General features: G+C 67.6%; 17 protein-coding genes and 1 pseudogene. 11 read left to right on the top strand and 7 right to left on the bottom strand.

Annotated elements, in window-relative coordinates; genetic code table 11:
- Positions 1 to 18 precede the first annotated feature (18 nt).
- Positions 19 to 687: a TetR/AcrR family transcriptional regulator gene (locus MFF01_RS10095; RefSeq protein ID WP_238224671.1), complete on the bottom strand. Its 669-nt coding sequence runs from the start codon at positions 685 to 687 to the stop codon at positions 19 to 21.
- Between the two features lie 125 nt (positions 688 to 812).
- Here MFF01_RS10095 and MFF01_RS10090 point away from each other — a divergent pair, with 125 nt between their 5' ends.
- From MFF01_RS10090 to lpxD, 5 genes are all read left to right on the top strand, one after another.
- Positions 813 to 2,021, top strand: a complete 1,209-nt coding sequence (locus MFF01_RS10090; protein ID WP_238224662.1) for an HlyD family secretion protein — start codon at positions 813 to 815, stop codon at positions 2,019 to 2,021.
- Positions 2,022 to 2,029: 8 nt separating this feature from the next.
- Positions 2,030 to 3,607 (top strand): DHA2 family efflux MFS transporter permease subunit, encoded by a 1,578-nt coding sequence (locus MFF01_RS10085; protein ID WP_238224660.1) that lies wholly within the window; start codon positions 2,030 to 2,032, stop codon positions 3,605 to 3,607.
- A gap of 161 nt (positions 3,608 to 3,768) precedes the next feature.
- Positions 3,769 to 4,929 (top strand): RIP metalloprotease RseP, encoded by a 1,161-nt coding sequence (gene rseP / locus MFF01_RS10080; protein WP_238224650.1) that lies wholly within the window; start codon positions 3,769 to 3,771, stop codon positions 4,927 to 4,929.
- Between the two features lie 296 nt (positions 4,930 to 5,225).
- Positions 5,226 to 7,799: an outer membrane protein assembly factor BamA gene (bamA, locus tag MFF01_RS10075; protein ID WP_238224648.1), complete on the top strand. Its 2,574-nt coding sequence runs from the start codon at positions 5,226 to 5,228 to the stop codon at positions 7,797 to 7,799.
- A 46-nt stretch (positions 7,800 to 7,845) separates the two neighbouring features.
- Entirely contained in the window at positions 7,846 to 8,901 is a 1,056-nt protein-coding gene (gene lpxD / locus MFF01_RS10070; RefSeq protein ID WP_238224646.1) for a UDP-3-O-(3-hydroxymyristoyl)glucosamine N-acyltransferase, read from the top strand.
- 33 nt (positions 8,902 to 8,934) lie between these two features.
- Here lpxD and MFF01_RS10065 read toward each other — a convergent pair whose 3' ends face one another.
- Positions 8,935 to 9,576, bottom strand: coding sequence for a Crp/Fnr family transcriptional regulator (locus MFF01_RS10065; RefSeq protein WP_238224829.1), 642 nt, complete (start codon positions 9,574 to 9,576; stop codon positions 8,935 to 8,937).
- A 556-nt stretch (positions 9,577 to 10,132) separates the two neighbouring features.
- Here MFF01_RS10065 and fabZ point away from each other — a divergent pair.
- From fabZ to MFF01_RS10040, 5 genes are all read left to right on the top strand, one after another.
- Complete coding sequence (gene fabZ / locus MFF01_RS10060; RefSeq protein WP_373319718.1) at positions 10,133 to 10,588, top strand: 3-hydroxyacyl-ACP dehydratase FabZ; 456 nt, start codon at positions 10,133 to 10,135, stop codon at positions 10,586 to 10,588.
- Complete coding sequence (lpxA, locus tag MFF01_RS10055; RefSeq protein WP_238224635.1) at positions 10,585 to 11,397, top strand: acyl-ACP--UDP-N-acetylglucosamine O-acyltransferase; 813 nt, start codon at positions 10,585 to 10,587, stop codon at positions 11,395 to 11,397. The genes fabZ and lpxA overlap by 4 nt, the downstream gene beginning before the upstream one ends.
- A complete protein-coding gene (locus MFF01_RS10050; RefSeq protein WP_238224633.1) occupies positions 11,394 to 12,245 on the top strand; it encodes an LpxI family protein in 852 nt (283 codons plus the stop codon). Before lpxA ends, MFF01_RS10050 begins: the two co-directional genes overlap by 4 nt.
- Positions 12,242 to 13,414: a lipid-A-disaccharide synthase gene (gene lpxB / locus MFF01_RS10045; RefSeq protein WP_238224618.1), complete on the top strand. Its 1,173-nt coding sequence runs from the start codon at positions 12,242 to 12,244 to the stop codon at positions 13,412 to 13,414. Before MFF01_RS10050 ends, lpxB begins: the two co-directional genes overlap by 4 nt.
- A 64-nt stretch (positions 13,415 to 13,478) precedes the next feature.
- Positions 13,479 to 13,970: a hypothetical protein gene (locus tag MFF01_RS10040; protein WP_238224609.1), complete on the top strand. Its 492-nt coding sequence runs from the start codon at positions 13,479 to 13,481 to the stop codon at positions 13,968 to 13,970.
- A gap of 36 nt (positions 13,971 to 14,006) precedes the next feature.
- Here MFF01_RS10040 and MFF01_RS10035 read toward each other — a convergent pair whose 3' ends face one another.
- The 3 genes from MFF01_RS10035 to gltX all read right to left on the bottom strand — a co-directional run bounded on the left by MFF01_RS10035 (position 14,007) and on the right by gltX (position 17,520).
- The gene (locus tag MFF01_RS10035) at positions 14,007 to 14,531 is read right to left on the bottom strand and encodes a dihydrodipicolinate synthase family protein (RefSeq protein ID WP_283207176.1); all 525 of its coding nucleotides are present in this window, start codon (positions 14,529 to 14,531) and stop codon (positions 14,007 to 14,009) included.
- Between the two features lie 41 nt (positions 14,532 to 14,572).
- Positions 14,573 to 15,862, bottom strand: coding sequence for a citrate synthase (gene gltA, locus MFF01_RS10030; RefSeq protein ID WP_238224598.1), 1,290 nt, complete (start codon positions 15,860 to 15,862; stop codon positions 14,573 to 14,575).
- Positions 15,863 to 16,095: 233 nt separating this feature from the next.
- Complete coding sequence (gene gltX, locus MFF01_RS10025; RefSeq protein ID WP_238224596.1) at positions 16,096 to 17,520, bottom strand: glutamate--tRNA ligase; 1,425 nt, start codon at positions 17,518 to 17,520, stop codon at positions 16,096 to 16,098.
- A gap of 153 nt (positions 17,521 to 17,673) precedes the next feature.
- Here gltX and MFF01_RS10020 point away from each other — a divergent pair.
- A pseudogene (locus MFF01_RS10020) lies at positions 17,674 to 19,932 on the top strand (ComEC/Rec2 family competence protein).
- Here MFF01_RS10020 and lexA read toward each other — a convergent pair.
- Positions 19,926 to 20,675, bottom strand: coding sequence for a transcriptional repressor LexA (lexA, locus tag MFF01_RS10015; RefSeq protein WP_238224594.1), 750 nt, complete (start codon positions 20,673 to 20,675; stop codon positions 19,926 to 19,928). The pseudogene MFF01_RS10020 and the gene lexA overlap by 7 nt on opposite strands.
- A 483-nt stretch (positions 20,676 to 21,158) precedes the next feature.
- A complete protein-coding gene (locus MFF01_RS10010; protein ID WP_238224592.1) occupies positions 21,159 to 22,604 on the bottom strand; it encodes a homospermidine synthase in 1,446 nt (481 codons plus the stop codon).
- Positions 22,605 to 22,701: the final 97 nt, after the last annotated feature.

Here is a 22,701-nt window from a genome sequence, read left to right as displayed (position 1 = left end):
TTCACCTACGGTGGGACGTTATCGATCCTTCGGCCCGTAGCCCGCGAGGAACACGCGCACCGCCTCGTCCACCCGATGGGCGATGGCCTGCTCCGTCACCGCCTCGCCCACCGCGAACAGCAGACGGGTGAGAAGTCCGGCCTGACACAGGTGCAGGAAGTGCATCGCCGCGAGTTCGGTGTCGGCGGCCACGAGGCGCCCCGCTGCCACTTGGGCCGAAAGATAGGCGGTGAGGCGCGTGACACCCTTGACCGGGCCGGCCTCGTAGAAGGCCTGGCCGAAGCGGGGGAACTTCTCCGTCGCCCCGATCACCATCCGGATCACCGCCACCTGATCGGGGCGCGACAACTCGGTGAGATAGCTGTGTCCGAGACGGGCGAGGACCCCGGCCACATCGGGATCGTCGGCATCGAGCCGGAACAGGGCCTCGGCTAGCCCCTGACGCTCGGCGGTGGTCAAAGCCTCGAACAGCCCCTCCTTGCTGTCGAAATAGACATAGAGCGTGCCCTTCGAGACGCCGGCCACGCGGGCGATCTCACCCATGCTCGCCCCGTCGAAGCCCGCTGTCAGAAAAACCGTGCGAGCGCCTTCGAGAATCTGCCGGCGTTTGTCGGTCTCGGGCGCCCGGGCGCCCGGTCCATCCACCTCGGCGCTGCGCGCACCCGTCGCCTTCACCCCGTTCACCATCGTGCCGTCCGCTGTCTTGACCGAACCGTTCGGTCAATTTACCTACCGAATCTCCGGGCGCTGCTCAAGATGCCCTCGGGTATTGACCGAACGGTTCGGTCAATCTTCTGGTAGGATGGGTACTGATGACCCTGCGCGAGTCCGGCGACCGCGACGATCCATCGACGGTCGATCCATCCGCGTCCGAAGCACCGTCAGCTTCGCGCCAGGCTGCCACACCGCCGTCGGCGAACGTCGCGCCCCCGGGGGAGGCACAGCTGGTGAAGTCGCCGCGCAAGCGGGTGCGTCGGGTGATTCTCGCGACCCTCGCCTTGGCGATCCTCGTCGGGGGCGGCCTCAAGGCCCACGAGTGGTGGACGGTCGGGCGCTTCTTCGTCTCCACCGACGATGCCTACGTTCAGGCCGACATCTCCGTGCTCGCCGCCAAGGTGCCCGGTTACCTTGCGGCGGTGCCCGTGGTGAATGGCCAGGCAGTGAGGGCCGGCGACGTGATCGCCCGCATCGACGACGGCGATTACCGCCTCGCGCAGGACGCGGCGCACGACAAGCTCGTCACCCAGGAGGCCACCATCGCCCGCATCGGGCGGCAGATCGAGGCGGCCCAGGCTCAGCTCCTGCAGAGTGCGGCGCAGATCGACGCCGCCCGCGCCGATTCCGTGCGGGCCGCCGCCGACTACGTGCGCCAGCAGCAGCTCGAGAAGGTGGATTTCGTCGCCAAGGCCCGCATGGAGCAGGCCCGAGCCGACCGCGACCGCACCCAGGCCGCCGAGAAGGGCGCCGAGGCGTCCCTCGTCGCCATGAAGGCGCAGGTCGAAGTCCTGCGGGCGCAGCGCACGGAGGCCGAGGGCCTCGCCGCCGAGTTGCGCACGGCTGAGCGGCGCGCCGCCCGCGACCTCGCCTTCACCATCGTACATGCGCCGTTCGACGGCGTGATCGGCAACAAGGCCGTCGAGGCGGGCGCCTACGTGTCGCCGGGCTCGCGCATCGCCGCCCTGGTGCCGCTTCAGAGCGTGCGGATCGACGCCAACTTCAAGGAAACCCAGGTCGAGCAGATGCGGCCGGGCCAACGCGTCCACATCGCCGTCGACGCTTATCCGGGCCGCGACATCGTCGGGTCGGTGGAATCCCTGTCGCCCGCCTCCGGATCGGTGTTCAGCCTCCTGCCGCCCGATAATGCCACGGGCAACTTCACCAAGATCGTGCAGCGCCTACCCGTGCGCGTGCACGTTCCGGAGGACGTCGCCCGTGAAGGGTTGCTGCGGCCCGGCCTCTCCGTCACCGTCCGGGTCGATACCCGAGACGCGGTGACGCGAACCGCCGCGATGCGGCCGTAGGCGCCGCCATGGCCGCCACCGTCGCAGGCGCCGCCGCGCCCGCCGCCGAACCGCCCCTCGACCGCCGCCGTATGGTGGCGTTCGTCTGCATGGTGTTCGGGATGTTCATGGCCATCCTCGATATCCAGATCGTGTCGGCGTCGCTGGCCGAGATCCAGGCCGGCCTCTCGGCCTCGGGCGACGAGATCCCGTGGGTGCAGACGAGTTACCTCATCGCCGAGGTGATCGCGATTCCCCTGTCGGGCTTCCTGTCGCGGGTGCTTTCGACCCGGTGGATGTTCGTGATCTCGGCCGGGGGCTTCACCTTGATGAGCCTGATGTGCGCCACCTCCACCAGCATCAACCAGATGATCGTCTGGCGTGCGCTGCAGGGCTTCATCGGCGGCGGCATGATCCCGACGGTGTTCGCCTCGGCCTTCACGATCTTCCCGCCCTCGAAGCGCTCCATCGTGTCGCCGATGATCGGTCTTGTCGCGACCCTCGCCCCCACCATCGGCCCAACGGTTGGCGGCTACCTCACCGATCTGTTCGACTGGCACTGGCTGTTTCTCATTAACGTGGTACCGGGCATCGTGGTGACGGCCTCGACCTACTGGCTGGTCGATTTCGACGAGCCGAACCTCGCCCTGTTCCGCCGCTTCGACTGGTACGGCCTCGTGTTCATGGCGCTGATGCTCGGCTGCCTCGAATACGTGCTGGAGGAGGGGCCGAACCACGATTGGCTCGCCGATGAGGCGGTTCTCGCCTGCGCCGTGGTCTGCGCCGTCGCCGGTCCGGCCTTCTTCTGGCGCGCGTTCACGGCGCGGGAACCCATCGTCGATCTGCGTGCCTTCTCCGACCGCAACTTCGCCGCCGGCTGCCTGTTCAGCTTCGTCCTCGGCATCGGGCTCTACGGCCTGACCTACCTTTATCCGGTCTATCTCGGGCGGGTGCGCGGCTATTCGGCCCTGCAAATCGGCGAGACCATGTTCATCTCCGGCCTGTGCATGTTCGCCACCGCCCCCATCGCCGGCCGCTTCCTCGGCAAGGTCGATCCGCGCATCCCCATGGGGCTCGGCTTCGTCGGCTTCGCCGCCGGCACCTGGCTCGTCACCGGCCTGACCAAGGATTGGGATTTCGGCGAGCTGCTTGTGCCGCAGATCCTGCGCGGCTGCTCGCTGATGCTGTGCATGATCCCCATCAACAACATCGCGCTCGGCACCCTGCCGCCCGCCCGGATGAAGAATGCGTCGGGCCTCTACAACCTGACGCGCAACCTCGGCGGGGCTGTCGGCCTCGCCCTCATCAACACCGTGCTGAACGACCGCTGGGACCTCCACCTTGCCCGACTGCACGAGCGCTTCACTTGGACCAACACCGCCGTGCTGGAACGTCTCCAGATGATGCGCCGGGGCTTCGAGGGACTGGGCGGCGACCCCGATGCCATGGCCCTCAAGGCGATGATGAACACCGTCCGCATCCAGGGGCTGGTGATGAGCTTCACCGACGTGTTCCTGGTGTTGACGGGACTGTTCCTGCTCATGGCGTGCGCCGTGCCCTTCATCCGCCGACCGCGTGCCGCTTTGGCCGGTGGCGGCGGCCACTAGGCGAGTCGGGTCTTTACCGCGATCGCAGGAAAGCCGGGTTTCCGTCTGGTCTTTGCCTCCATGCGGCGGCACAACCATCCTGACGGATTTGCTTTCGCCGGCCGGGGTTCCGATCTGCTAAGGCGAGTGGGTGGGCCGGTGCGCCGCCGCGAGGATCGACGATGGACTTTCTAACAGCGATGGGCGGGACGGCCGCCGGCTTCTTCGGCAACGCGATCCCGTTCCTGATCGTCCTCAGCGTCGTGGTGTTCGTGCACGAAATGGGGCATTTCCTCGTCGGCCGCTGGTGCGGGGTCGGCGTCCACGCCTTCTCCCTCGGGTTCGGCCCGGAACTCTTCGGATTCAACGATCGTCACGGCACCCGCTGGAAACTCTCGGCGGTGCCGCTCGGCGGCTACGTCAAGTTTCATGGCGACGCCAACGGCGCCAGCGTGCCGGACTCGGAGGCCGTCGCCCGGATGACCCCGCAGGAGCGTGCGACGAGCTTCGCGACGCAGCCCCTGGCCAAGCGTGCGGCCATCGTCGTCGCCGGCCCCGTCGCCAACTTCCTCCTTGCCATCGTGCTGTTCTCCGGGGCGATCTATTTCGGCGGTCGCTACGAGATCCCCGCTCGCGTCGAGGCGGTCCTGCCGGGCAGCGCCGCCGAGCGCGCCGGCTTCCAGCAAGGCGACATCATCCGTGCCATCGACGGCGCGAAGGTGAATAACTTCAACGATATGCAGCGCGCAGTCACCACGAGCGCCGGGTCCAGCCTCGCCATCACCGTGGAGCGCGCCGGGGAGACCAAGATTCTCACCGCGATTCCCGATGGCGTGGAGGAGCGGACGCCGTTCGGCCGCCACCGCTTCGGTCGCCTCGGGATCCGGAGCCCCGAGGGGCGCGAGGCCAAGCTCGTCCAGTACGGCCTCGTGCAGTCGGTCGGACACGGCCTGTACGAAACCTACTTCGTCGTCGACCGCACCATGGACTATATCGGCAAGCTCGTGACCGGTCGGGAATCCGCCGACCAGCTGTCCGGGCCCATCGGCATCGCCCGGGTCTCGGGGGAAGTCGCCAAGGTCGGCGGCGCCGGCGGCCTGATTGGCCTGATCGCGCTTCTCTCCGTGTCCATCGGGCTCCTGAACCTGTTCCCGGTGCCGCTGCTCGATGGGGGACACCTGTTGTTCTATGCCCTCGAGGCCGTTCGCGGCAGGCCCTTGAGCGAGCGTACGCAGGAGATCGGCTTCCGGATCGGGCTGGCCCTCGTCCTGTTCCTCATGCTGTTCGCCGCCTGGAACGATGTCCTCAATCTCGGTGCGTCTTGGAGTTCCCGCGGCACCTGAACGCCGTCGCATGACGGGGCGGAATGAGCGCAAGTCCCTCACCGCGTGGCGGTATCCGCCGCGCGGCCGTCCCGCGTAGACGCTTTCTTAACCATGTTCAGCGATGCTGGTCGTCCGTCCGTGACCGGAAGGCCACGTGTCCCCGAAATCCCCAGTGGGAAGAACGCCGCGGCGTTTGCTTCGATCGGGAAACTCGGTAGAAGCTGAGCTTGGGACCAGATGACGGGATGACCGGGATAACCGGCGCCTGTCCGCGGGTGCGAACCCGTACTGATAAAAAAGAGACGGGCGATTACATGATGTCGATGACGGGGAAGCGCCGACGTAAGTCGGCGGAGCAGACCATCGTCCTAGTCGCCGCCACAGCCGCAGGGTTGGTTCTCGGTGGCACGGCGCAGGCCGAGCAGATCGTCGTCCAGGGCAACAAGCGCGTCGATTCCGATACGATCCGGTCCTACGTGACCGGCACGGCCTCCGGTTCTCCCGAGGAAGCCCGCCGCAACCTGCTGGCGAGTGGCATGTTCTCCGACGTGAAGGTGTCGCGCAGCGGCGGCAGCACCGTCGTGAGCGTCCGCGAGAACAACATCATCAACCGCGTGGTGTTCGAGGGGAACAAGAAGGTCGAGAAGGCCACCCTCGAAGCCGAGATCGAGGCCAAGGCGCGCGGGCCCTACAACCAGGGAATCATCACCGCCGATCTGCAGCGCATCCGCGAGATCTATCGTCGGTCGGGCCGCGGCAGCGCCAAGGTGAGCTTCCGCACCGTCGACCTGCCGAACGGCCGCCTCGACGTGATCTACGTCATTGAGGAAGGCGACAAGACCGGTATCAAGGCGATCAACTTCACCGGCAATCAGGCATACTCCGATTCCAAGCTCAAGGAGCTCATGTCCTCGTCGGAGATGAACTTCCTGTCGTTCATCAAGACCTCGGACGTCTACGATCCCGACCGGATCACCAACGACCTCGACCTCGTGCGGCGCTTCTACCTCAAGAACGGCTACGCCGACTTCCGCGTCGTGAAGGCCGATGCCCGCTACGTCGAGGCGGAAACCGATGCCGGCTGGGTCATCGACGTCATCGTCGAGGAAGGCCAGCAGTACAAGGTCGGCGCCGTCGCCATCGATTCGCGCCTACCCGGCCTCGATGCCCGGGGCCTCGACGGCGAGGTCCGCGCCCAGGTCGGCGACGTCTACAACGCCGAGGATGTCGAACGGACCCTCAGCGGCGTCACCAATCAGGTCGCCCGCCAGGGCTATCCCTTCGCCCAGGTGCGTCCCACGGGTCAGCGCGATCCGGCGACCCACACGGTCGCCCTCGGCTTCGTCGTCGAAGATGGGCCGCGCGTCTACGTCGAGCGCATCAACATCCGCGGCAACACCCGCACCCGCGACTACGTCATCCGCCGCGAACTCGATATCACCGAGGGCGACGCCTACAACCGCGTGCTCACGGACCGGGCCGAGCGTCGCCTGAACGGCCTCGGCTTCTTCAAGAAGGTCCGCTTCTCCAACGAGCCGGGTTCGGCCGCCGACCGGGTGATCATCAACATCGACGTCGAGGATCAGCCCACGGGGTCATTCTCGGTGGCCGGTGGCTACTCGACCCAGGACGGCATCATCGGCGAGGTCTCGGTCTCCGAGTCGAACTTCCTCGGCCGCGGCCAGTACGTCCGCGTCGCCGGAACCGCCGGCCAGTATGCCCGCGGTGTCGACTTCTCGTTCACCGAGCCATACTTCCTCGGCTATCGCCTCGCCGCCGGCTTCGACGCCTTCTACAAGTACTCCGACCAGACCCGTTATTCGCGCTACGAGACCACCGTGTACGGCGGCCAGCTTCGCGTCGGCCTGCCGATCACCGAAGAATTCGGCGTTACGCTGCGGTACTCGCTGTACAACACCGAACTGCGGGTCCCGAACACCCTCCGCCGGCCATACAACGACTGCTCCAACCCGATCCCGGGCTACACGGCGGTCTATCCGGAGGGTACGTTCAGCCAGAGCGTCGGTGGGCGGAGCGTCGCCGGTCAGGCGGCCTACCCGAACTGCGCCTATGACGGCGAGGCCTCCATCGCCCTCAAGGGGTCGCAGGGCAACACGCTCACGTCGCTGGCCGGCCTGACGCTCGCCTACTCGACCCTCGACAACATCGGCCTGCCCCGCAACGGCCTCTATGCCGAGCTGAAGCCCGATATCGCGGGTCTGGGCGGCGACTCGAAGTTCTTCCGCGTCACCGGCGATGCCCGGTACTACAAGGAGTTCTACGAGGACGTCGTCGGCTTCGTCCGGTTGCAGGGTGGTCACATCTCGGCGCTCAACGATGAGCCCTTGCGGATCACCGACCAGTTCTTCCTCGGACCGTCGCTCGTCCGCGGCTTCGCTCCCAACGGTATCGGCCCGCGCGACGTCGGTATCGCCGACAGCCGCTCCAACGCCGTCGGCGGCAGCACCTATGTCGGCGGTACCCTCGAGGTTCAGTTCCCGATTTGGGGTATCCCGCGGGATCTCGGCCTGAAGGGCGCGGTCTTCGCCGATGCCGGTACGCTGTTCGGCTACAACGGCCGTCGGCAGTTCGACGTCAACGGCGATGGCTTCATCAATGGCATTGCACCCGGTGGGGCGTGTAACTTCAACACCAACGCCATCGCCGTCGAACCGGAATGCGTGAACGTCCACGACAAGGCGGTGATCCGCTCGTCCATCGGTGCATCGATCCTGTGGAACTCGCCGCTCGGCCCGATCCGCTTCGATTACGCCTACGCCCTGACGAAAGATGAGGGCGTGAAGGTGGACCTCGGCAACGGACGGTTCGGCCGCGTCGGCAAGGACCAACTCCAGGCCTTCCGGTTCTCCGGCGGCTCGCGCTTCTGATCCGAGAGCAGCGTCGCCCTTTTCGGAGGGCGGCGCGTTGCCGGTCATGGCCGATCCGATCTTCTTCTCTCCCGATACTACCCTCAGCCTCGGCGCCATCGCCGAGGCTCTTGGCGTTTCACTCCCTCCGGGCACCGATCCGGACGCGATTCTCACGGGGGCTGCGCCCCTCGAGACCGCCGGCCCGGGCGACGTCGCCTATATGGACAACGCCCGTTACGGTGATGCCCTGGCGCAGACGCGGGCCGGTCTCTGCCTCGTCTCGCCGCGCTTCGCTCCGCGTGTCCCGAGCGGGACCGTCGCCCTCGTCCTGCGCGATCCCTACCGTGCCTATGCCGGCCTTCTCGGACGGCTTCATCCCGATGCCATGCGGCCGGCCTCCCTGTTCGGATCCACGGGTGTCGCCTCCGGCGCCCATGTCCATGCCGAGGCCCGGCTCGAGGACGGGGTCCGCGTCGATCCCGGCGCGGTGATCGGTCCCGGCGCGGAGATCGGTTCCGGCACGGTGATCGGTCCAGGGGCCGTTCTCGGACCGAACGTCCGGATTGGTCGCGACTGCGCCATCGGCGCGGGTGCCACTCTCACCCATACCCTCGTGGGTAACCGGGTGATCGTCCATCCCGGCGCGCGTCTCGGTCAGGACGGCTTCGGCTTCGCCATGGGACCGGGCGGTCATCTCAAGGTGCCGCAGATCGGCCGCGTCATCGTACAGGACGATGTCGAGATCGGTGCCAACACCACCATCGACCGGGGCGCCAGCCGGGACACGGTGATCGGGGAGGGGACCAAGATCGATAACCTCGTCCAGATCGCCCACAACGTCGTAATCGGACGTCACTGCGTCATCGTTTCGGGTGTCGGCATCTCCGGGTCCACCACCTTGGAGGATTACGTGGTCCTCGGCGGTCAGGTCGGCGTCGTCGGCCACCTGCGGATCGGCATGGGCGCGCAGATCGCCGGCTCCTCGAACGTCAACCGCGACGTGCCACCCGGTAGCCGCTGGGGCGGAACGCCGGCCAAGCCCGTCCGCGCCTGGTTCCGCGAGCTGACCACTCTGGCCCGCCTGGCGGAACGCGCCCCCGGAGTCGAACCGAAGGAGTGATCCGGCGGCGGATATATTGCCCGTGAGGCGGCGTCAGGCCGAGGCGCGCAGGCGAAGATAGCGTGGCTGAAAATCCGCCAGGGCTTGGAGCGAAGGGCGGTCGAGGATCGTGAGCGACCGCCCCGTGAGGGCGATGAGGCCCTGGCGGCGCAATTCCTGGATCGTCCGATTGACGTGGACGCTCGAGAGGCCCGCCGTGTCGGCGAGATCGTACTGGGTGATCGGCATCTCGAACCGGTCCTGGTCCACGAGCCCGACCGCATGCAGACGCCTGTCGAGTTCGCAGAAGAGGTGAGCGATCCGCTCAAGCGCCGGACGTCCCCCGATGTTGACCAGCCATTCGCGCAGGGTTGCCTCCTCGATGCGGCCAACGAGGCGTAAGCCCTCGGCGATGGACGGGTGATCCAGCGATAGGACCGCGACCTCGGCCGTTGTGAGATGCACGCTACGGACCGAGGTGAGCGCCATGACAGCGTGGTCAGACCCGTTCTCGCGAGCCGCATCGAGGTCGTAGCTGTCGCCGGGCACGAGATAGGCCGTGATCTGACGGCGGCCGCTCGTCAGCATCCGATACTGATAGGCAAATCCGTCCACAAGGATGAGGCGGCCACCCTTCCGGTCGTGACGCGACACGAGATCCGCCCGTGCGGGCACGAGATCCGGGTCGGCGAGCACCCGGTCCAAGAGATCACCGTCGGCCATCGACAGGGGGAGGAGGCTTTCGAGCCTTCGACGGAAGCGATTTACCTTGGAAGCGGGCACAGTTTGTTCCGACGCACCGTCACAGGCGCTCCTAGCATTTGTTAGAAATCGGCTTCGCAGGTGACGAAACCGGCGCAGAGATCACTCTTATCTAGTCGATTTGCCCTATAAAAAATGTGGGCGCGTTAAGAATCTGACTCACGCACGATGGTCGTCAAAACACCTGCGAAAAATTCTAACGTTTGTTGTGGCGTCCTCTGAGATCGGGAACGCCTACCGCGTACGGTTGCGCACGGTTGGATACTCAGTCAACTCTCACCGTGCCGGCAATCCCATCACATTTGTGCTGATCCATTGCTCCTCAGTGGGCGACGGCCATTCGGAAATGGGCTCAGCAGGCCGGGGCTTGCATCTGACGGGCTTTCTGCCGAAAGACTTTTCTCCACCGAAATAGCGGGCCGGGAACGTGCCGGGCGGAGCGCCGCGCGCGCCGCCACGCGCCAGGGAGACGATTCGATCGATGAACGAGATGCCGCGCGAACTCGGCTCGGCCGATATCCAGAAGGTCCTGGAGCTCCTGCCGCACCGCTACCCCTTCCTGATGATCGACCGGATCATCGAGATCGATGGTGACCGGTCGTGCATCGGCATCAAGAACGTCACGATCAACGAGCCACAGTTCACCGGGCACTTCCCGGGCCTGCCGGTCTTCCCCGGCGTGCTCCTCATCGAGGGCATGGCTCAAACGGCCGGTGCCATCTGTTGTCAGCACATCATGACCGACGAGATGCGGGCCAAGCAGGTGTTCTTCATGACCATCGACAAGTGCAAGTTCCGCAAGCCCGTCGTCCCTGGCGACACCGTGCGCTATCACATGACGAAGCTGAATCAACGCCGGACGATGTGGTGGTTTCAGGGCGAAGCCCGCGTCGGTGACACGCTGGTGGCCCAGGCCGAGATCGGCGCCATGCTGGTGACGGAGTGACGACGCCCGTGGGGATTCATCCCAGCGCCGTGATCGAGGACGGCGCGACGCTGGGCGCGGACGTGCGTGTCGGCCCATTCTGCCATATCGGCGCGGAGGTCAGTCTCGGTGACGGCTGCGAACTCGTCAGCCATGTGGTCGTGGCGGGCCGGACCGCCATCGGGCCGCGCACGCGCCTCTATCCCTTCGCCTCCATCGGCCACCCGCCGCAGGACCTGAAGTTTCGCGGCGAGGCCTCGACGCTCACCATCGGCGCCGATTGCCTCATCCGCGAAGGCGTTACGATGAATCCCGGCACCGCCGGCGGCGGCCTGGAGACGACGGTCGGGGACGGCTGCACCTTCCTCGCCAATTCCCATGTCGGGCATGATTGCCGGGTAGGCAACGGGGTGGTGTTCTCCAACAACGTCATGCTCGCCGGCCATTGCAGTGTCGGCGATTTCGCCATCCTCGGCGGCGGCGCGGCGGTGATCCAGTTCGCCCGCGTCGGGGCCCATGCCTTCGTGGGCGGCCTGTCGGGCCTCGAGAACGACTGCATTCCCTACGGCATGGCACTGGGCAACCGTGCCTATCTGTCGGGCCTCAACATCATCGGCCTCCAGCGCCGGGGCTTTGCCCGCGAGGACATTCACGCCCTGCGCCGGGCCTATCGGCTGCTCTTCGCCCCTGAAGGCACCCTGATGGAGCGGGTGGAGGACGTGGCGGCGGAGTTCGACTCCCATCGCGGCGTGGCCGAGATCGTTGCGTTCATCCGAGCCGGTGGCAAGCGCTCGATCTGCACGCCCCGCGAAAGCCCGGGCGCGCCTTGAGGGCGCTGCCGGCCTCCCTCGTCCTCGTCGCCGGGGCGGGGCGCCTACCCGAACTCGTGGCCGATTCCCTCGACCGCGCCGGGCGCCCGTTTCGCATCCTGGCGATCCGCGGGTTTGCCGAGCGCGCCATGCGCGCCCGCGCAGAGGCATCCGTCGATCTCCTCGACATTGCCGGTGTGCTGGCGATCCTCAAGGCGTGGGGGCCGGTGAGCGTGGTGCCGGCCGGCGGCGTGTCGCGGCCGAATCCCGCCGCCATCCTCAATGCGGGTGCCGCCCTGCGCAACCGTGATGCCCTCAAGGCCATCGCCGGAGGCGGGGACGACCGGCTCCTGCGCGGAGCCCTCGCCCTCCTCGAGGAGAACGGCCACGGCGTCGTCGGTGTCCACGAGGTCGCGCCCGATCTTCTCAGTCCGGAAGGCGTCATGGGGCGTCACGCGCCGGATGCCGCGGCCCGCGAATCCATCGCCACGGGTCGCGCCCTCCTCGGCGCCCTGGCCCCCTACGATGTCGGTCAGGCCGCCGTGGTGGCGGCCCAGCGCGCCGTCGCGGTCGAGGGCCCCGAGGGGACCGACCGGATGCTGGCCCGCGCCCGAGCGCTGGGTCGAAAGCCGTTCGGCCTCGGCGCGCCGCAGTCCGGGACGGTGCTGGTAAAGGTCGCCAAGGCCGGACAGGATCTGCGCGTCGATCTGCCGGCCATCGGCCCGCGCACGGTGGCCGCCGCCGCCGCCGCCGGCTGCGCCGGCCTCGCGATCCAGGCCGGGTTCACCCTGATCATCGACCGGCCCGCGACGGTGGCCGCCGCCGACCGCGCCGGCCTGTTCCTCGTCGGCTTGGGGACCGACGCATGATCGGCAGTGACACCCCGAGGACGATCTGGCTCGTGGCGGGCGAGGATTCCGGAGACCAGCTTGGCGCGAAGCTCATGCGTGGGCTCGTCGCCCTGTCCGATCGGCCGATCCGGTTCGGCGGCGTCGGCGGCGAGGCCATGGCGGCCGAGGGCTTCGCCTCGCTGTTTCCCATCGATGACGTCGCCGTCATGGGCTACCTGCCCGTGGCGGCCCGCCTGCGCACCCTCCTGCGCCGCATCCGCCAGACCGTGCGCGACGTGGTCGAGTCCCGGCCCGACGTGCTGGTGATCATCGACAGCCCCGGCTTCACCCATGCGGTGGCGTCCCGTGTCCGCAAGCGCATGCCGGACCTGCCCATCGTCGATTACGTGTCGCCGAGCGTCTGGGCCTGGCGCCCGTGGCGAGCGGCGCGGATGCGGCCATTCATCGACCACGTCCTGGCCCTTCTGCCGTTCGAGCCCGAGGCCCATCGCCGCCTCGGCGGGCCGACCTGTACCTATGTCGGGCACCCGCTCATCGAGCGCCTGCAGGAGCTGCGACCCGATCCGAGCGAGGCGAGAGCGCGGGACGCCTCGCCGCCGACCCTGGTGATCCTGCCGGGCTCGCGCCGCTCCGAGATCGAGCGGCTGATGCCGGTCTTCGGCGCGACGCTCGGGCGACTCACGCGGCAGGTCGGCCCCATCGAGGCGGTCCTGCCCGCCGTCACCCGGCACCGCGCCCTCATCGAGCGCCTGGCCCTTGGCTGGGACGCGCCCGTGCGCCTCGTCCATGGCGAAGCGGCCAAGCACGCCGCCTTCCGCCGGGCCCGCGCGGCGCTCGCGGCCTCCGGCACCGTCACCCTGGAACTGGCGCTGGCCGGGGTGCCGATGGTGGTCGCCTACAAGGTGTCCCGGATCGAGGAGGCCGTGGCCCGGCGTCTCATCCAGGTACCGACCATCGTCCTGCCGAACCTGATTCTTGCGCGCAACGCCATGCCGGAATTCATCCAGGCCGACTGCACCGCCCCGCGCCTCGTCGAGGCCCTGGCGCCCCTCCTGAGCGGCGGACCGGCCCGGGATGCGCAGGTCGAAGCCCTCTCGCGGATCGACGACCTCATGCGGCTTCCCTGCGGCGACGAGCCGAGCCGAAGTGCGGCGCGCATCGTCCTCGGGGCCAAGCGCGCGGCGTGATCGACTGCGCTTGGGGCTTAAGATAGCCTTTCGGCAGACCAACCGGGATCAAGATCCGGACACCGTGCGACGCGCGATCAAATTCCTCCACACGATGGGGGCCATCGGACTCGCGGGAGCGATGGCGTGCCTCCTCGTTCTCCTGAGCGTCACGCCCCCGCCGACCTCCCTGGCGGGCTACGCCCTGATGCGCGGTGCCATGGGGGCCGTGGCGACCTGGATCTTCCTGCCGTCCCTCGCCCTGACCCTGCTGTCGGGTCTGCTCGCCCTCGCACAACGCGCCTTCCACAACAGCGGCTGGGCCTGGGCGAAGCTCGCCACGGGCGTGCTCATGTTCGAGGGCGGCCTGGTCTACGTGCAGGGGCCGATGCGGCAGGAGGGCGATCTCAGCGCCGCTGCGCTCGCCGGCGCGGGCGATCCGGCCTTTCTCGGCCAGTCCCTCGGTGCCGAAGCCAACACCCTGTGGGTTCTTCTCGTGGTGGCGACGGCCAACGTCGTACTGGGCATCTGGCGGCCGCGTCTCATCCGCCTGCCGGTTCGTGCCGCAGAGGGATAGCTACTCGGCCGATCCGCGCTGTCGCCGGTGCGATGGTCAGTGCAGATCGAGGGATCGAAGTGTGTCCACGACCCGTTCCCGCGCGGAGCTCGTCAAGGGCAGGATCGGGCGCGGCGGCTGGGTTCGGCAGAGACCGCGCACCTCGGCGCAGATATACATCACGCGCGGGCTCAAAAATTCCCTGAACAGGCTCCAGAGCGGTGGGAGCCCGGCATCCAGGGCCCGCGCGGTGGCGGCGTTCTCGTCTCGCACGGCTCGAACGATCGCCATGGCGGTTTCCGGAAACAAGCCCCCCATGACGCTGTACCAGGCGTCACCCCCCGCCAGCAGGGCCTCGACGGCGTTCCAGTCACCGCTGTAGCGGCGGAAAAACTCATCCGGCACCGAATCGCGCACGCCGGCGAGATGGGCGCCGATCTCTGCCGATCCCGGCGCCGGCCTCTTGACGGCGATCACCCCGGCTTCCCGGGCCAGACGCCCGACGAGGGCCGGCGTGCGGCCGTTGCAACGAAAGCCCCGCCCGGTCGCCCGGACGGAGCTTTGGAGTTCCTGTTCTCGCATCGTCCCGAAAGCCGGCTTTCGGAGCGATGCCCGCGCGCGGCTCAGCCGCGCTGATCGATGGGGACGTATTCGCGCTTCTCGGGCCCGATGTAGAGCTGACGCGGGCGACCGATCTTCTGCGAGGGATCCTCGATCATCTCCGCCCACTGGGCGATCCAGCCGGTGGTGCGGGCCAGGGCGAACAGCACCGTGAACATCGAGGTCGGGAAGCCCATCGCCTTAAGGGTGATGCCCGAATAGAAATCGATATTCGGATAGAGTTTTTTCTCGATGAAGTAATCGTCCTCGAGGGCGATCTTCTCGAGTTGCACGGCGACCTCGAGGAGGGGATCGTCCTTGATCCCGAGCTGGCCGAGGACCTCGTGAGTGGTCTTCTGCATGATGCGCGCGCGCGGATCGTAGTTCTTGTACACGCGGTGGCCGAAGCCCATGAGGCGGAAGGGATCGTTCTTGTCCTTCGCCTTCGCGACGTACTTCGCCACGTTCTCCGGATGCCCGATCTCCTCGAGCATCTTCAGGGCCGCCTCGTTGGCGCCACCATGTGCCGGGCCCCACAGGCAGGCGATGCCGGCGGCGATACAGGCGAACGGGTTGGCCCCCGACGAACCGGCGAGGCGCACGGTCGAGGTCGAGGCGTTCTGCTCGTGGTCGGCGTGAAGGATGAAGATCCGGTCGAGGGCGCGGGCGAAGATCGGGTTGACCTTAAACTCTTCGCACGGCACCGCGAAGCACATCCGCAGAAAGTTCGACGTGTAGTCGAGATCGTTCTTCGGATACACGAACGGCTGGCCGATGGAGTACTTGTACGCCATCGCGGCGAGCGTCGGCATCTTGGCGATCATGCGCAGGCTCGCGATCATGCGCTGCTTGTCGTCCGATATGTCCGTCGAGTCGTGGTAGAACGCCGACAGGGCACCGACGCAGGCGACCATGATCGCCATCGGGTGGGCGTCGCGGCGGAAGCCCTGGAAGAAGCGGTTCATCTGGTCGTGCACCATGGTGTGGCGCGTGACCCGGTAATCGAAATCGGCCTTCTGAGCCGGAGTCGGCAATTCGCCGAACAGCATGAGGTAGCAGGTTTCGAGGAAGTCGCCGCTCTCGGCGATCTGCTCGATGGGGTAGCCGCGATAGAGCAGCACACCGGCGTCGCCGTCGATGTAGGTGATCTTCGACTCGCACGAGGCGGTGGAGGTGAAGCCCGGATCGAAGGTGAACTTGCCGGTCTTGGCGTAGAGCTTGCCGATATCGATGACGTCGGGGCCGATGGTGCCGGATTTGATCGGCAGCTCGACCTGCGCGTCGCCCACGGAGATGGTGCTGTTGGCGCTCATGGAGACGTGGACCCTTTCGTGGCAGCGGGGCGGCGCCGGCCCGCGTGGCGATGGTTCGCCAACCCGGCTCCGGGGCGCAAGGGCAGCGCATGCTGCACTTGCTCACACGAGCACCGAGTTAACGGATCGGTCGGTCGCCTTCAACCGAGCGTCCGCCTCACGGAGGTCACGAAGCGAGATCCGGGCCGAATTGTCATTCGTCCGGATCCCGCACGCTACGAACGGAACCTCTTTCAGGCCCCGGTCTGATCGCGCAGGCGACCGAGGCATTCCTCCCGCCCGAGCACGGCCATCACGTCGAAGACCGGCGGCGAGGTTGCACGCCCCGTGAGCGCCGCCCGCAGGGGTTGGGCAATCTGGCCGAGCTTGACCGACGTCGATTCGGCGAAGGCCCGCACGGCCCCCTCCGTCGCGGCAGCGGTCCATTCGGGCAGCGCTTCCAGGGCCGGCAGTATCGCGGCGAGGCGTTCGCGTGCCTCGGGACCGAGGAGGCCCTTGGCCTTCTCGTCGAGGGCCAGCGGCCGGGCGGCCGTGAGGTAGTAGGCGCTGTCGAGGAGGTCCACGAGGGTCTTGGCGCGCTCCTTCAGGCCCGGCATCGCCGCCGTGAGCTTGTCCCGCAGCTCTGGGCTCATGGGATGCGCGATGCCGCGCTCCGGGCCGAGGGCGGGGAGCACGCCATCGATGGCATCTACGAGATCGGCATCGGCCGCGCCCCGGATGTAGAGCCCGTTCAGGTTCTCGAGCTTGGCGAAATCGAAGCGGGCCGGCGAGCGCCCGATGGATTTGAGATCAAAGGCCGCCACCATTTCGTCGGTGGAGAACACCTCCTGGTCGCCGTGGCTCCAGCCGAGGCGCACGAGGTAGTTGCGCAGGGCGCTCGGTAGGTAACCGAGATCGCGATAGGCATCGACGCCGAGCGCCCCGTGCCGCTTGGACAGCTTCGCCCCGTCGGCCCCGTGGATGAGGGGAATATGCGCCATGGCGGGCGCGTCCCAACCCAGGGCATCGAAGATCTGGCGCTGGCGGGCCGCGTTGGTGAGGTGGTCGTCGCCCCGGATCACCTGGGTGACGCCCATGTCGTGGTCGTCCACCACCACGGCGAGCATGTAGGTCGGGTTGCCGTCGGAGCGCAGCAGCACGAGGTCGTCGAGATCCTTGTTTTGCCAGACGACCCGGCCCTGTACGCCATCCTCCACGACGGTCTCGCCGTCGAGGGGGGCACGGAGGCGAATCACCGGCTTTACGCCGGCCGGCGCCTCGGACGGATCACGGTCGCGCCAGCGCCCGTCGTAGCGCAGGGGACGCCCCTCGGCCCGCGCGGACTCGCGCATGGCGGTGAGCTCTTCCGGCGTCGCGTAGCAGCGATAGGCATGGCCCGAGGCGAGGAGGCCCATCGCCGCTTCGCGGTGCCGCTCGGCCCGGGCGTACTGGTAGATCACGTCCCCGTCCCAATCGAGGCCGAGCCAGCGCATCCCGTCGAGGATCGCGTCGATGGCCCCTTGCGTCGAGCGTTCGCGGTCCGTGTCCTCGATGCGCAGCAGCATCCGGCCGCCGAATCGGCGGGCATAAAGCCAATTGAACAGGGCGGTGCGCGCGCCACCGATGTGAAGATAGCCCGTGGGCGAGGGCGCAAAGCGCGTGACGACGGTGGACGACATCGATTGAAAGCTTGAACTTCTGTGGTGAAGGGGGCCGATGCCGGATCGACCGGCCCCGCGCTGCGCATGTAGCATGCGCGAAGGCGGGCGTTAAGAAATCGCTGCCCCGTCCCCGGCGGGTGGCGACGGACGCGTGCCCGGAGACGCGACGGGATGGGGCAGGGGGGCACATGGGTTGCCGGAAGGGCGCTGGCCGCCCGCCGCCTTCCCGCGCCCCGCCTCTGGCTCGGCGCCCTGCGCGATGGACTGGCCGCGGGGTTGGCCCGCGAAATCGAGCAACGTCACCTGTTCCCCTGACTTGCCGTGGCGTTCGGCCTCGGAATCCTCCTCTGCCTGACCGCAACCTCCGGACTCCCGTCCCTCGCCGCTCCCCTGGCCGTCGCGGCAGTCCTCGCTGCCTTGACGCCTGTCATGGCTGCGAGGCCCCTGGCGTTGGCCGTCACCCTCGGCCTCGTGGCGGCCTTCCTCGGGTTCACCGCCGCCACCTTCCGCCTCACGCAGGTGGCGAGCCCCGTGCTCGCACGCACCACCATCGCGCCCCTCGTCGGCTTGATCGAAGCCCTCGATGAGCGGGAGGAGGGGGCGCGCCTCGTCGTGTTGGTCGAGAGTTTCGGCACCCTGCCGCCGGAGCAGCGCCCGCGCCGGGTCCGCGTCTCGTTCAGGAAGGCGCCGCCCCTCAAACCCGGCGACCGCATCGCCGCGACGGCGCGCCTGCTGCCCCCGCCCGAAGCGGCCCGGCCGGGCGGCTACGATTTTGCCCGCGACGCCTACTTCCGGGGGATCGGGGCGGTGGGCTCCCTCGTCGGCACGATCCAGGTCCGGCCCCCGCCCGAGGATCTGCCTCCGTCCCTTCGCCTCGCCGCCGCCGTCGACGATGCGCGCAATGCCCTCACCCGCCGGATCACCGACGCCAATGGGGGCCAAGCCGGCGCCGTCGCCGCTGCCCTGGTCACGGGCAAGCGCGGCCTCATCAACGGCGAGACCAACGACGTCCTGCGCGCCGCCGGGATTTATCATGTCGTCTCCATTTCTGGCCTCCACATGGTGCTGGCGGCCGGTGTCGTGTTCTGGCTCGTACGGGCACTCCTCGCCCTGGTCCCGAGCCTCGCCCTGCGCTGGCCGATCAAGAAGATCGCCGCCGCCTGCGCCATGGTGGGCGTGACGGCCTATTGCGTCTTTTCCGGATGGGACATCGCCGCTGAGCGGGCTCTGATCATGACTCTGGTGATGCTGGGCGCGATCCTCGTCGATCGGCCGGCTTTGAGCATGCGCAACCTCTCGCTCGCGGCGATCATCGCCCTGGCACGCGAGCCGGACGGGTTGCTCGGCCCGAGCTTCCAGATGTCGTTCGGCGCCGTCGCGGGCCTCATAGCCTGCGCGCCTCTCATTGGAGCCCTGAGCCTACGGGGACAGGGCGTCGGCCCCCTCGGTCGCGCCGCGATCTGGGTGGTGACCGCCGTCATCGGCACCCTAGCGACGACCCTCGTGGCGCAGTTCGCCACCGCCCCGTTCGCGACCTATCACTTTCAGACGGTGCAACCGTTCGGCCTCGTCGGCAACGCCCTCACCCTGCCCCTCGTCTCCCTGGCGGTGATGCCGGCGGCGGTGCTCGGCATCCTGGCCTTCCCCTTCGCCCTCGATCAGCCGGTCTGGTGGCTGATGGGGCTGGCCGTCCGCGGCATGCTGACGATCTCGACATGGATCGCCGGATTCGACCGGGCGGTCTACGTCGTCCCGGCCTTCGGTCCGGGCGCCCTGGCGGCCATGGCGCTCGGCGTCGTCGCGATCACCCTGCCGGCATCGCGCCTGCGGTGGCTTGGGCTCCTGCCCATGGGCGTGGGGGTGGTCCTGGCCGCCGGCCCGGCGCGGCCGGACCTCTACATCGACCGGGAGGGCGGGGGCGCCGCGATCCGTGCCGCCGATGGGCGCCTCGCCACCTTGGGTAAACCGCCGCCGTTCGTTCTGGAGCAATGGCTGAAAGCCGACGGCGATGGTCGCAAGGCCGGCGCCGTCACGGCCCTACCGGATGCGCGGTGCGACCGCCTGGGCTGTACGGCCCGAACCCACGACGGACGCGTGCTTGCCCTCGTCACCGACAAACGGGCGCTTCCCGAGGACTGTGCCCGTGCCGACATCCTCATCACCCGGCGGGAGGCGCCAACGGACTGCGCCGCCAAACTCGTTCTCGACCGCGCGTTTCTCGTGGCCCACGGGGCGACGACGATCCGGTTTCCCGCGACGGGAGAGCCACTCGTGACAACGGCACGACGCCCCGGCGAAAGCGTACCCTGGCGGACTGCGCCGCCTACGGCCCGAGCGGCTCCGACTCCGACGAATACTGCGCCACCCCCGGCACCGGATTTCGACGAACCGGAAACCTCATCCGAAGGGCAGGCCGAAACCCTTCAATAACGCCGCACCAGAGAGACGAGTCGTCCCTGAATCCGAACTCGGTCGGGGCCGAGGACGCGGGTTTCATAGGCCGGGTTGGCCGCTTCGAGGGCAATGGACGAACCACGCCGGCGCAGGCGCTTCAGCGTCGCCTCTTCATCATCGATGAGAGCAACGATGATGTCCCCGGTATTCGCCGTATCCTGCTTGCGGATCACCACGAGATCGCCGTCGAGGATGCCAGCCTCGATCATCGAATCACCGCGGACCTCCAGGGCATAATGCTCGCCCCCCGAGAGGAAGTCCGGCGAGAGGGTAACCGAATGGCTCTGCTCTTGAATCGCCGCGATCGGCGTACCGGCGGCGATCCGCCCCATGACCGGGATGGTGATGGCCCTGCCCTCGCCATCCGTGGCCCGCGTCGTCGGCGGACGCGCCGTCGGCATCCGCTCGACGGTGGTCTTACCCTTGCCGCCCTCGACCACGCTCGGGGTGAAGCGGCGCGCCTCCGGGGGAGGGGCCGCCGCGGTACTGGCCAAGCCGCCCAGGCTCTCGGGCATCCGGATCACCTCGATCGCCCGCGCCCGGTTGGGCAGGCGACGCAGGAACCCGCGCTCTTCCAGGGCCGTAATCAGGCGATGGATGCCCGACTTCGACTTCAGGTCGAGGGCGTCCTTCATCTCGTCGAACGACGGGGGAACACCGCCCTCGTTCATCCTGAGCTGAATAAACTGCAGAAGCTCCAATTGCTTACGCGTCAACATGACGAACCCTCGCCCCCAACACAGATCGATGCGGTCAGAGGCCGCAGAAACAAACCACGAACACGATAGGCGTTCCGGAAGTGTTCTGCAAGAGTTCTCTTGAAATTAACCTATCGTTTGATGGGGTCGTAGCGCGAGGATCGGAGCGCGTTTAGAGACGCGCCACGTTATGGAGTCTCCGTCGCACCGTGTCGCTGCAAGCAAGCAAGGGTCAGCGTCCAGACCGGGGAAGAAATCGATGTCTTAGAGCGCGTCCTACCGGTGCTGCGTGCACTGAGGGCATGAAGTCCGCTGACCAACCTGTCCTGAGGAAAGAGTGCTCTAGCCGACCTTGGGGCGGGCCACAGCCCGGTGGCCGGATACAGTCGATGTCGGCAAAGCTGCCTCATCGACTGAATCTCCATCCACGGGAACCGCTCCGTGCCCCAGACGACATCCGACGCGTCGCCCGCGATCGCCCGGGCGACGCGGAAGCGACGATCGTCAGCCCTGGACCAGGACGTTGCGGAACTGCCAGGGATCGGTCTCGTCGATGTTCTCTGGGAACAGACCAGGGCGATCAGTCAGCGGGGTCCAGTCGGTGTACACGCCGACCACAGGGCCGAGATACGGCATCTGCACTTCGAGGCAGCGGCGGAAATCCATCTCGTCGGCCTCGACGATACCGGCTTCCGGATTCTCGAGGGCCCAGACCATGCCGGCGAGGACGGCCGAGGTAACCTGGAGGCCGGTGGCGTTCTGGTAGGGGGCGATGCGGCGGGTTTCCTCGATGGAGAGCTGCGAGCCGAACCAATAGGCATTCTTCTCGTGGCCGTAGAGGAGCACACCAAGTTCGTCGATGCCGTCGACGATTTCGGTCTCGTCGAGGATGTGGTGCTTCGCCTGCACGATCGCCGCCTTGCCGAACATCTCATGCAGGGACAGCACGGCATCGTCGGCCGGGTGGTAGGCGTAGTGGCAGGTCGGCCGGTAGACGGCGCGGTCGCCTTCCAGAACCGTGTAATAGTCGGAGATCGACACCGCCTCGTTGTGGGTGACGAGGAAGCCGAACTGCGCCTGGGCGGTCGGCGTCCACGAGCGCACGCGGGTGTCGGCACCGGGCTGCAGCAGGTAGATGGCGCAGCGCGAGCCCTTCTCCTGGTCGCGTGCATTGTCGGGTCGCCAGGTCTCGTGGGTGCCCCAGCCGAGTTCGGCCGGCTGGTTGCCCTCGGAGACGAAGCCCTCCACCGACCAGGTGTTGACGAAGACGCCGCGCGGCTTCGGGTTCTTGGCGCGCTGAGTGTCGCGCTCGGCGATGTGGACGCCCTTCACGCCGACCTCGCGCATGAGCTTTGCCCAGCCGGCGCGGTCCGTCGGCTCGATCACGGCAAGACCGATGTCGCCGGCGATGTTCAGGAGCGCCTGCTTGACGAACCACGACACCATGCCGGGATTGGCGCCGCAGCACGACACCGCCGTGGTGCCACCTGGGCTCGCCGCGCGGGCATCGAGGATGTCCTGGCGCAGGGCGTAGTTGGTTCGGTCGCCCTGGCTCTTCGACTTATCGAAGTAGAAGCCCGGCCACGGCTCGGCGACGGTGTCGATGTAGAAGGCGCCGAGTTCGCGGCACAGTTCCATGATGGCGCGCGACGAGGTGTCGACGGAGACGTTGACGCAGAAGCCCTGGCCACCGCCCTCGGTGAGGAGCGGCGTCAGAACCTCCCGGTAGTTTTCCTTCGTGAGCGCCACCTGCTCGAAGCGTAGGCCATGCTCGTCGGCCAACCCCTTGTGGGCGTCGGACGGCTCGATGACGGTGAAGCGCGCCTTATCGTAATCGAAGTGGCGCTCGATGAGCGGCAGGGTTCCGCGCCCGATGGAGCCGAAGCCGATCATCACGATGGGACCGGTGATGCGGGCGTGGACGGGCCAGGCGGTGGCGGCTTCGGTCATGGAGCAGGCTATCCTTCAAACTTACGCAAGCGTCGCTGCGTGCGGATGTGGCCGACGCACCTAGTCGGCGAAGATGACGCGCACGCGACGGGTTCAG

It is taken from the genome of Methylobacterium adhaesivum, assembly GCF_022179065.1.
In the GTDB taxonomy this organism is placed as follows: Bacteria; Pseudomonadota; Alphaproteobacteria; order Rhizobiales; family Beijerinckiaceae; genus Methylobacterium; species Methylobacterium adhaesivum.
Note: the sequence above shows the minus strand (reverse complement) of the source record. Positions and strands in the feature narration are given on the sequence as shown.

Coding starts and splice junctions, on each gene's coding strand:
- MFF01_RS10095 (WP_238224671.1), bottom strand. CDS start 687: ATGGTGAACGGGGTGAAGGCGACGGGTGCGCGCAGCGCCGAGGTGGAT.
- MFF01_RS10090 (WP_238224662.1), top strand. CDS start 813: ATGACCCTGCGCGAGTCCGGCGACCGCGACGATCCATCGACGGTCGAT.
- MFF01_RS10085 (WP_238224660.1), top strand. CDS start 2,030: ATGGCCGCCACCGTCGCAGGCGCCGCCGCGCCCGCCGCCGAACCGCCC.
- rseP (WP_238224650.1), top strand. CDS start 3,769: ATGGACTTTCTAACAGCGATGGGCGGGACGGCCGCCGGCTTCTTCGGC.
- bamA (WP_238224648.1), top strand. CDS start 5,226: ATGATGTCGATGACGGGGAAGCGCCGACGTAAGTCGGCGGAGCAGACC.
- lpxD (WP_238224646.1), top strand. CDS start 7,846: ATGGCCGATCCGATCTTCTTCTCTCCCGATACTACCCTCAGCCTCGGC.
- fabZ (WP_373319718.1), top strand. CDS start 10,133: ATGCCGCGCGAACTCGGCTCGGCCGATATCCAGAAGGTCCTGGAGCTC.
- lpxB (WP_238224618.1), top strand. CDS start 12,242: ATGATCGGCAGTGACACCCCGAGGACGATCTGGCTCGTGGCGGGCGAG.
- MFF01_RS10035 (WP_283207176.1), bottom strand. CDS start 14,531: ATGCGAGAACAGGAACTCCAAAGCTCCGTCCGGGCGACCGGGCGGGGC.
- gltA (WP_238224598.1), bottom strand. CDS start 15,862: ATGAGCGCCAACAGCACCATCTCCGTGGGCGACGCGCAGGTCGAGCTG.
- gltX (WP_238224596.1), bottom strand. CDS start 17,520: ATGTCGTCCACCGTCGTCACGCGCTTTGCGCCCTCGCCCACGGGCTAT.
- lexA (WP_238224594.1), bottom strand. CDS start 20,675: ATGTTGACGCGTAAGCAATTGGAGCTTCTGCAGTTTATTCAGCTCAGG.
- MFF01_RS10010 (WP_238224592.1), bottom strand. CDS start 22,604: ATGACCGAAGCCGCCACCGCCTGGCCCGTCCACGCCCGCATCACCGGT.